The sequence below is a fragment of the Rhodococcus sp. APC 3903 genome, from assembly GCF_030407755.1.
Taxonomy (GTDB): Bacteria; Actinomycetota; Actinomycetes; order Mycobacteriales; family Mycobacteriaceae; genus Rhodococcus_F; species Rhodococcus_F erythropolis.
On record NZ_JASDCV010000105.1, the window covers coordinates 1 to 502 of the forward strand.

General features: G+C 65.5%; 1 protein-coding gene. It reads left to right on the forward strand.

From position 1 onward, the window contains the following. On the forward strand, window positions 1–502 hold a 502-nt coding region (locus tag QMA15_RS32730; protein WP_290289394.1), incomplete at both ends, for a DUF222 domain-containing protein.

Consider the following 502-nt stretch of genomic DNA (forward strand, 5'->3'; position numbering starts at 1 on the left):
CTGTTGTCGGATGTGGTGTCGGGTTCTGCGGTGGGGTTGCGCGGACGCCTGTGGCAGTTGTCTGCTTCTGAGTTGCGTGCTGCTGCGGTGTCGGCGAGCGCGGAGATTCTTCGTCTCGAGGCCGTTCGGGTGGCGGCGGTGGACGAACTCTCAATGCGCCCGGATGATCAGGTGATCGCCAGCCGCGGGGTCGGTGCCTGGTTGGCGGCGAACACGATGCTGCAAATCCGGGACGGGAAGAAGATCGCCGCCCTGGGTGCGGCGCTACGGCCGTTTCCCGCGGTGACGGCCCGGTTCGATGACGGGGACTGCTCCTTCGAGCACGCCGCGCTGATCGTGGCGTTCTGCGAATCACCACCGAAGGGCATGCCGGACGAAGCGCTCCCTCGCTGTATCGACCTACTGTTGGCTGCCGCGTCGGGGGTGGAGGCGACGACCACGAAAGTGCGGAACGTCATCGCGACCTTGGAGCGAGTGTTCGAATCCGATGAGATTCCACCCG